This window comes from Acidovorax sp. KPB24-07 (assembly GCF_057543315.1).
Genome location: NZ_BAAJYS010000168.1, coordinates 1 through 8,098, shown reverse-complemented (window position 1 = coordinate 8,098; position 8,098 = coordinate 1). Strand labels below are relative to the sequence as shown.

The following is an 8,098-nucleotide window of genomic DNA, read 5'->3' as shown; positions in this document are numbered from 1 at the left end:
GCGCCCCGCTGCCGCGGCATACCAGTCGGTCACGTAGTGACACCCGCAGGCGAGCTCGTAGGCCGGCACCAAGATGGCCGGCATGCGGCCGGTGCCCAGCCACTTGTAGAGGCTGTCGTGGGTCACGCCCATGCGGTCGGCAATGCGCTCCACCGACAGGTTTCGGCGCTCCTGTGCAAACTCTTTGCACAGGCGCAACGCATGCACCAGGCTGTTGGCGCGCAGGTGTTTCCAGTTGCGGCGGCTCATTGGAAGAACCTCCGCGAAGCGGCGTCCAAACAAATGCCGGCTGTGCCACGCGCCGCTACGGTTGGCGGGCCGTACAGTCCGGCACCAACACCACAAGCCAAGGGGCCAGCAATGGACAGCGACGAAGACTTCATCCGACTCAGCGACAGTGACGACGCGCTATACCGTGCTTTGGGCGTACTGGTCGCGCAGTTGCACCGGGCGCGAATCATTGAGGCCTCCGCGCTGACTTCGGAGATGCGCCAGTTGGCGGGCAAGATGGAGCGGGATGAGCCTGATCGTCCAATGAGTGCGCAGGGCTTGCGCCAGATTGCGGCGTCGATTGATGGAGCGATTCCGGGTTGGGATGAACTGCGCGCTGTGCAAGACCTGTATCGCCCAGGTCTTCCAGGCTCAAGGAGCCGGTGAAAGGGGCGCGGCGCAGAGCACGAGCGCCAGTAAGATGCTTGCCGGACATACCGCTCATGCCGCCGCCAGCTGCATGCGGGGCTTGGCCTGCTGCCGCGAAACCTGGCCCTGTTTGAGGCCCAGTTCCACAGCGATGTTGTGGCTCTCGCCCCGCAGGCACTTGCGCTGGGGAGCGCGGTCGTCGTCGTTGACGATCATGCAAACCAGCGCGGCCGAATAGCCGCGCTGCTTGGCCCAGTCCGAGTAAGACCAGCCACGGCTGGCGAACTCGTTGCGGACTTGTTGACGGGTTTTTAGGGGCATGGTGGTGCGTCCTGTTTTGTTGTCACCAGTTGGCGCTGGTGATGTGGTGTGAAAACGTGTTGGGATGAATTATGAGATTAAAACATCTCTTTTTCAAGCGATGAATGAGACTTTTCAATCTCTTGTTGGGTCGCGTCTGAAAGAAGAGCGGAAAGCGCTCGGGCTCAGTCAGGATCAAGCCGCCCAGATGGTCGGCGTGACCAGAGAGCACTGGGGGCGGTGCGAGCGAGGATTGGCGGTGCCAGGTGGGGAAGTGCTGGCCGCCTTGGTGTGGAAAGGTGTGGACGTGGCGTACGTACTTACGGGTCAGCGCGCTCAGCCCATACGAGCAGCAGGCACCCTGTCAGAAGGCGACAAAAAGCTGCTTGAAAACTTCCACGCTGCTCCGCAGCAGGTGCAGGCGGGGGTAAAGATCACGCTAGGCGCGTTCGAGGCTCCGGCTGGTACACGACGCGGAAAAGCCGCGTGATGCGGCCAATGACGATGACGGTAATTTCAAACAATAGGAGGGAGTGATATGGAACCGATCTTTGGATTTATTCTTTTTTTCGCGGCAGCGCTGATAGCCTCCGTCGTTGCGTCCAAGCGAGGGCGGTCCGGTTGGCTGGTCTTCCTCGCTTGTGCGGGCGGTGGCTTTCTCATGGTCATACTGGTGAGCCGCTCTGGAGGGGGCGGAACGGGAGCGGCCTTCGGCGCGTTCCTCGCTCCACTGGCGGCGTTGATCTGGGCGCTATCAAGCAGTACCAGCCAGCAGCTGGCGGTGGAGAATGGCGAGCATGGGGATTTCAAGAAATGCCCTTTCTGCGCTGAATCGGTGCGGCGTGAGGCGGTCAGGTGCCGGCACTGCCAAAGCGATTTGCCAGCTTAGAACCCCGGTCAATGATTTGAATTAGTGGCCGCGTCCACAAGACGCGCGATGCCCCTCTGCAGACACTGACGGCTTACCCCTCACGGGGCCGTCACTGTCTGCCCAGGAGGGGCCAATGCAACTCAGAGATTCCATCCCCGTTTGGCTGCGCGCACCGCGCAATTCGCTCTGGCTCGTCCTCGCCGTCGTGCTGATCGTGTTGATCGCGGCGATCGCCCCGCAAAAGCTCAGCCTCACGATCTACAAGGCCTCGCTCGTCGCGCTCGCCGCCGTCATGGGCTACTGGCTGGACCGGGCCCTGTTCCCGTATGCCCGGCCCGACAGCTACCTGCATAAGGACTGGCGCCTGGGCACCACAGAGCCCGAACATGACGCCGACTTTCCCGTGGTGCAGCCCTACCTGCGCGCCTTCTGCGCGGCGCAGCTGCGCCGGGCCATCGTGGTCGCCGCGGTGGTCATCGGCGTGGCCCAGGGTATCTAGCCATGCGCCGCCGCGTGCTTTGCCTAGCGCTGGCCGCAGCGTTCGCGCAGTGGCCTGTCGCCCGCGCCCAGGTGCCGGATGACGCCCTGCGCTACCGCTCCCTGCTGATCCGTGTGGCGCAGGCCGAATGGGGCCTGCAGGCGCCCGTGGCGGCCTTCGCTGCCCAGGTGCACCAGGAGTCCGCATGGAACCCCGATGCCGTCTCCCGCGTGGGCGCTGCAGGCCTGGCCCAGTTCATGCCGGGCACTGCCCGGTGGATGCCGTCGATCCGCCCCAACCTGGCGAATCCGCAGCCCTACAACCCCGCGTGGGCGCTGCAGGCGATGGTGGCCTACGACCGCTGGCTGTACGACCGCACGCCCGCCCGTTACAGCCCGCTTGATCGCATGCACGTGGCCCTGCGCAGCTACAACGGCGGTCTGGGCCACTGGCAGCAGGAAGCCGCAGCCACGGGCCTGCGCTTGCCTGATCGCCTGCAGGTCGATGCGGCTTGCGGGCTGGCCCGCCGCGCGCCCGTGCACTGCGCGGAAAACCTGGGCTACCCCCACCGCATCCTCGTGGTCCTGCAGCCGCGCTACGCCGCGTGGGGGCCCGGGCTATGAGCATGGCATTCCTGCTTTTGGCTGTGGGCTGCGTGCTGGCTATGGCGGCCAACGACGGGGTGTTTTTGGAAGCCGTGCTCGTGTTGAGCCTCATCGCCGCGGTGGTGTCTTGTGCGAAGGAGCACGCCGCATGACCAATCCACCCTATCGCCTCATTGGGATTGCCCTGCTGATCTGCGCGGCGATCTACGGCGTCAAGCGCTGGGAAGCCCGGCTCATCGCCCGCGGCGATGCCCAGGGCGCAGCCCGCGTGCAAACCGACTGGGACGCCCAGGAAAACGCCCGCAATGCCGCCACCGCCCGCGACAACGCCACCAAGTTCCGCAACGCCGAAAGAGTCGCCCATGAAGATGCCCAACGCGAGGCCAAGCGCCTGGCCCGTGATGCTGCTGCCGCTGATGCTGTGCGCGGGTTGCGCGGCGAGATTGCCCGCCTCAACCAGCGCCCCGATCCCTACCCAGCAGGAAATGCCGGCCTTGCCGCCTGCGCTCGCGAAGCCGCCACCGCCCGAGAGCTTCTCGGAGAAAGCAGCGCTGCGTATCAAGGGCTGGCAGCAGAGGCTGAAGGACTCCGAGACCAGGTGACCGGCTTGCAGGACTTCGCCCTCAACGTGTGCCGCGCTGGCCGACCAGCCGTGCTGCAGGGAGTCGCTCTTGGCCGATGACATCGACCGCGCCAGCGAGCGCGAGGAAGAAGACCTGGCCATCGCACTGCGCGAGCAGGCGCGCCGTGCGGGCCTGGCCGGAAAGACCGTGGCCGACTCGGCCACGGTCTGCCAGCAGGCCGGGTGCGACGAGCCGATACCACGGGAGCGCCGCCAGGCGCTGCCGGGGTGCCAGCTGTGCGTGGACTGCCAGGCACGGAGAGAAAGAACCAAGGGACGGCGATGAACATACAGGTGGATTTTTGGCAGTTGGTGGGCCTGCTGGTGGCCTTCCTGGGCGCTTGCGGTGCTGGCGGCGGGCTGCTGCTCAATCAGGTGCAAAAGCACTTGGACGAGCGCTTCGCGATGCAGGAAAAGATGCGCGAAGAACGCTCCGCAAGCCAGGACAAGGCCCGCGAAGACCAGCACAAGCAGCTGACCGTGCGGCTCGATGGCCTGGAGCAAGTGAACCGCGACGAGACGCTGCAGTGGCAGCGCGTTGAGCGGGAATTCCTGAAGCACATGGCGGAACTGCCCGTGAAGTACGTCATGCGTGACGACTACATCCGGGGCCAATCGATCATCGAAGCCAAGCTCGATGGGCTGGCGGGAAAGCTGGAAAACGCCCAGCTGCGCGCCGTCATCAACCACAACCAGGGAGCCTCCCACCTATGAACCCCGCCATTGACCAGGCACGCATCCGGCGCGAAGCATTGCGCTGGCTTGTCCTGCTCACACTGAACAACGCCCGGCCCATCGGCGCGTTCGAGGGTCCGATCCTGTCCGTTGCGCAGAGCGAATACCCGGACGCAACTCCCATCGAGCTTCGGCGCGAGCTGGACTACCTTGCCGACCGCGAACTGGTGCGGATCGACAAGCAGCCTTCGGGCAGATGGCATGCCGACCTCACGCGCTTCGGCACCGACGTGGCCGAGTACACGATCACGTGCGAGCCGGGCATCGCACGCCCCGCCAAGTACTGGTAGGCGTCGCATGGGAAGAAAGAGCACCGTGAGCCGCCTGCCGGCCGAGATCAAGACGTATATCGAGGCCATGCTCGCCACTGGCGCGCAGACTCTCGACGAGATGATCGCCGACCTGCAGGAGCGGTTTCCCGGTGAGGCGAGCGCGGGCCAGTTGCCCAGCCGCGCCGCGTTGCACCGCTACGGCACCAAGCTGGACCGGCGCCTGGCCGCGATCCGCGCCAGCACCGAGGCCGCCAAGATCATCCAGGCGCATGCGGGCGACGACCAGGACGCCCGCAGCGGAGCGCTGACCGCCCTCATTCAGACCGAGTTGTTCGAGGCCATCCTGGACGTGCAGGAGGCTGTGGACGATCCCGAAAACCCCATCGATCCCGCCGAGCGCGTGGGAATGTTGTCGGCCGCGGCGAAGAACATCGCCACGCTCACCCGTTCGAGCATCAATCTCAAGGAATTCCAGTCCAAGGTGGAAGAAGCCACCCGGCGCAAGATGCTGGCCGAGCAGCAGGCGAACCTGGAGAAGATCGCCAAGAGCCAAGGCATGAGCCAGGAGCAGCTTGATTTCTGGATTCGGGACTTCCTCGGGGTGCGCTGATGGCCGAAGTGATCCAGCCGCTGGCGAGCACCGTCCGCGTCGTCGAATGGGACGAGCTGCCGGCCCGTGCCCGATCGATCCCGGCCAACCTGAACCCGGTGGCCGAGGGCGTGCTGATGCTGCACCAGCGCCAGGCCGTGGCGCTCCCGCATTCGATCATCGCCATCCCGAAGGGCCGGCGGACCGGCATCACGTTCGCGGTCATGCTGCGCAAGACGCTGGTGGCGGCCGCCAGCAAGGAGGCCGGTGGCGATAACGTCTACTACATCGGCGACACCAAGGAAAAGGGCCTGGAGGCCATCGGCTACTGCGCCAAGTTCGCACGCGTGATCGCCAAGGCCCAGGGCCAGGTCTCGCAGATTGAAGAGTTCCTGTTCGAGGACCAGGACCCCGCCACTGGCAATACCCGCCACATCACGGCGTACCGAATCCGGTTCGCCAGCGGCTTCCAGATTTGCGCGCTGTCCAGCCGACCCGCCAACATCCGCGGCCTGCAGGGCCACGTCGTCATCGATGAGGCCGCATTCCACATGGACGTGCAGGGCGTGCTCGATGCGGCCACCGCGCTGCTGATCTGGGGCGGCCAGATCACGGTCATCAGCTCGCAGAACGGAAAGAACAACCCGTTTGCGCAGTTCGTGAGAGACATCGAGGCCGGCCGCTACGGCGAGGACGCCGCGGTGTTCACGGTCACCTTCGATGAAGCGGTGGCGAACGGGCTCTATGAGCGCGTGTGCTGGATGAAGGGCAAGACCCCTACGGCCGAAGACAAGGCCAAGTGGTACGCCAAGATTCGCAACGGCTACGGGGTGCGCAAGGCGGCCATGCGCGAGGAGCTGGACGTGATCCCGCGCGACGGCAACGGCGTTTGCCTGCCCGGCGTCTGGATCGAGAACGCCATGACGCTGGAGCCTAAGCGCGTTCTGCGCCTGGCGCTGGACGATGACTTCTTGCTCAAGAGCCCGGCAGAGCGCGAGGCCTGGACGAAAGACTGGATCGAGCGCAACCTCGACCCCGAGTTGCGGCGACTGGACCCGCAACTGCGCCACGTGTTCTCCCAAGACTATGCGCGGCATCGTGACTTTTCCGTCTGGGGCGCCATCTCGCTGGGGGCCGGCATGCGCCGCCAGCTGCCGCTGTGCATCGAAATGCACAAAGTGCCCTATGCCCAGCAGCGGCAGATTATCTGGCACGCGATCCAACGCCTGCCGCGCCAATGCGGCGGCGCCATGGATGCCACGGGTTCCGGCGAGACGCTGGCCGAGGAAACCGCCGACAAGTTCGGCCGCAGCCGCGTTCACCAGGTCAAGCTGAACCGGGGTTGGTACGGCACCTGGATGCCCAAGCTGGTTCAAGCCTTCGAGGACGGGGTGATCGAACTTCCGGCCGACCCCGATATCGCGGGCGATCTGCGTGCCATCGAGGAGGTGGACGGCATTGCCATGGTGACCAAGGCCCGCCGCAAGGACATCAAAGACCCCGACCTGTACCGCCACGGCGACGCCGCCGTCATGCTTTGCCTTGGCTGGTTCGCCACGCTGCATCTGAGCGCGGCCTTCGACTTCATCCCCGTGCCCGCGCTGCCGCGCGGCTTCGACAACCTCGGCGCGGAAGGCGAGGACCAGGACGACGACCTCCTGGCCCACGCAGAAGCGCACGCCACCTGGTAGAGCCATGGCAACCTCCCGCATCCTCGGCCCTGACGGCCAGCCCATCACCACGCCCGACCTGAAAGAGCCGCAGACCTCGCGGCTCTTGCACTTGCAGGGCGAACTGCAAAGCCACCCCACGCGCGGCCTCACGCCGACCCGGCTCGCGCGCATCCTGGACGCAGCGGAACAGGGCGACCTCACGGCCCAGTTCGAACTGTTCGAGGACATGGAGGAAAAGGACGGACACATCGCCAGCGAGATGAGCAAGCGCCGCCGTGCCTGCGTTCTGGACTGGGAGGTGGTCGCGCCTCCCAACGCCAGTACGGCCGAATCCAAAGCCGCCGAGCAGCTGGGCGAGCTCATGACCGAGATTCCGGATTTCGAGGACATGGTGTTCGACGTGACCGACGCCATCGGCAAAGGCTTTGCCTGCCTGGAACTGGAGTGGCACCGCGTGGAACGCTGGTGGGTGCCCAAGACCATCACGCACCGCCCGCAGAACTGGTTCAGCCTGCACCGCGGCTACTGCCAGGAACTGCGCCTGCGCTCCAACACCACCGAGGACGGCAAGCAGGGCGAGGCCCTGCAGCCCTTCGGCTGGATCACGCACGTGCACAAGGCCAAGAGCGGCTACCTGGAGCGGTCGGCCTTGTTCCGCCAGCTGGTCTGGACGTACCTGTTCAAGAACTACAGCGTCGGCGACCTGGCCGAGTTCCTGGAGATCTATGGCATCCCCCTGCGCGTGGGCAAGTACCCGGCCAGCGCGAGCGAAAAGGAAAAGGCCACCCTGCTGCGCGCCCTGGTGGGCGTGGGCCACAACGCCGCGGGCATCGTGCCCGAGGACATGGTGATCGAGTTCCACAACGCGGCCACGGGCGACCCGAAAGCCTTCGAGCTCATGATGAGCTGGTGCGAGAAGAACCAGAGCAAGGTGATCCTGGGCGGCACGCTCACCAGCGGCGCCGATGGCAAGAGCAGCACCAACGCGCTGGGCAACATCCACAACGAAGTGCGCAAGGACCTGCGCGACGGCGACGTGCGCCAGTGCAATACGACGCTGAGCCGCGACCTTGTTTACGCGATCGCTGCCCTCAACGGACTGGCGCCGGGCGGCATGCGCCGCGCACCCCTCATGCGGCTCAATGCGCAAGAGCCCGAGGACCTCACGGCCTATGCGGATGCGCTGCCCAAGCTCGTGGCCATCGGCGTGCGCCCCACCGTGCAGTGGGCCCACGAGCGCCTGGGCATTCCGGTGGCGCAAGACGGCGAGGCCGTGCTGGGCCTGCCCGCCGCCCCTGTGCCGCCAGTGCCCCC

General features: G+C 65.6%; 14 protein-coding genes and 1 pseudogene. 13 read left to right on the top strand and 2 right to left on the bottom strand.

Going from position 1 to position 8,098, the window contains the following annotated elements; all coding sequences use genetic code 11:
• Window positions 1-249 (bottom strand): annotated as a pseudogene (locus AC27IQ_RS15805) (hypothetical protein); the annotation flags it as partial.
• A gap of 111 nt (window positions 250-360) precedes the next feature.
• Here AC27IQ_RS15805 and AC27IQ_RS15800 point away from each other — a divergent pair.
• Window positions 361-657, top strand: coding sequence for a hypothetical protein (locus tag AC27IQ_RS15800; protein ID WP_487090025.1), 297 nt, complete (start codon window positions 361-363; stop codon window positions 655-657).
• 54 nt (window positions 658-711) lie between these two features.
• Here AC27IQ_RS15800 and AC27IQ_RS15795 read toward each other — a convergent pair whose 3' ends face one another.
• On the bottom strand, window positions 712-960 hold the full coding sequence (locus tag AC27IQ_RS15795; RefSeq protein WP_272569185.1) for a helix-turn-helix domain-containing protein: 249 nt from the start codon (window positions 958-960) through the stop codon (window positions 712-714).
• 64 nt (window positions 961-1,024) lie between these two features.
• On the opposite strand from AC27IQ_RS15795, the gene AC27IQ_RS15790 reads away from it, so the two are divergent.
• From AC27IQ_RS15790 to AC27IQ_RS15735, 12 genes are all read left to right on the top strand, one after another.
• A complete protein-coding gene (locus tag AC27IQ_RS15790) occupies window positions 1,025-1,429 on the top strand; it encodes a helix-turn-helix domain-containing protein (RefSeq protein ID WP_487090024.1) in 405 nt (134 codons plus the stop codon).
• Between the two features lie 48 nt (window positions 1,430-1,477).
• The gene (locus AC27IQ_RS15785; RefSeq protein ID WP_487090023.1) at window positions 1,478-1,828 is read left to right on the top strand and encodes a hypothetical protein; all 351 of its coding nucleotides are present in this window, start codon (window positions 1,478-1,480) and stop codon (window positions 1,826-1,828) included.
• Between the two features lie 115 nt (window positions 1,829-1,943).
• Window positions 1,944-2,309, top strand: coding sequence for a putative holin (locus AC27IQ_RS15780; protein ID WP_487090022.1), 366 nt, complete (start codon window positions 1,944-1,946; stop codon window positions 2,307-2,309).
• 2 nt (window positions 2,310-2,311) lie between these two features.
• Window positions 2,312-2,911 carry a transglycosylase SLT domain-containing protein gene (locus tag AC27IQ_RS15775; RefSeq protein WP_487090021.1) on the top strand — a complete coding sequence of 200 codons (600 nt, stop codon included), beginning with the start codon at window positions 2,312-2,314 and terminating at the stop codon, window positions 2,909-2,911.
• 2 nt (window positions 2,912-2,913) lie between these two features.
• Window positions 2,914-3,045 (top strand): hypothetical protein, encoded by a 132-nt coding sequence (locus AC27IQ_RS15770; protein WP_487090020.1) that lies wholly within the window; start codon window positions 2,914-2,916, stop codon window positions 3,043-3,045.
• A complete protein-coding gene (locus AC27IQ_RS15765; RefSeq protein WP_487090019.1) occupies window positions 3,042-3,575 on the top strand; it encodes a hypothetical protein in 534 nt (177 codons plus the stop codon). Before AC27IQ_RS15770 ends, AC27IQ_RS15765 begins: the two co-directional genes overlap by 4 nt.
• Window positions 3,565-3,801 (top strand): TraR/DksA C4-type zinc finger protein, encoded by a 237-nt coding sequence (locus tag AC27IQ_RS15760; protein WP_487090018.1) that lies wholly within the window; start codon window positions 3,565-3,567, stop codon window positions 3,799-3,801. Before AC27IQ_RS15765 ends, AC27IQ_RS15760 begins: the two co-directional genes overlap by 11 nt.
• The gene (locus AC27IQ_RS15755) at window positions 3,798-4,229 is read left to right on the top strand and encodes a hypothetical protein (RefSeq protein WP_487090017.1); all 432 of its coding nucleotides are present in this window, start codon (window positions 3,798-3,800) and stop codon (window positions 4,227-4,229) included. The genes AC27IQ_RS15760 and AC27IQ_RS15755 overlap by 4 nt, the downstream gene beginning before the upstream one ends.
• Entirely contained in the window at window positions 4,226-4,540 is a 315-nt protein-coding gene (locus tag AC27IQ_RS15750) for a hypothetical protein (protein WP_272569196.1), read from the top strand. Before AC27IQ_RS15755 ends, AC27IQ_RS15750 begins: the two co-directional genes overlap by 4 nt.
• Window positions 4,541-4,565: 25 nt before the next feature.
• A complete protein-coding gene (locus AC27IQ_RS15745) occupies window positions 4,566-5,132 on the top strand; it encodes a phage protein Gp27 family protein (protein ID WP_487090016.1) in 567 nt (188 codons plus the stop codon).
• Entirely contained in the window at window positions 5,132-6,802 is a 1,671-nt protein-coding gene (locus tag AC27IQ_RS15740) for a hypothetical protein (protein WP_487090015.1), read from the top strand. Before AC27IQ_RS15745 ends, AC27IQ_RS15740 begins: the two co-directional genes overlap by 1 nt.
• A gap of 4 nt (window positions 6,803-6,806) precedes the next feature.
• On the top strand, window positions 6,807-8,098 hold a 1,292-nt coding region (locus tag AC27IQ_RS15735; RefSeq protein WP_487090014.1), incomplete at its 3' end, for a DUF935 domain-containing protein.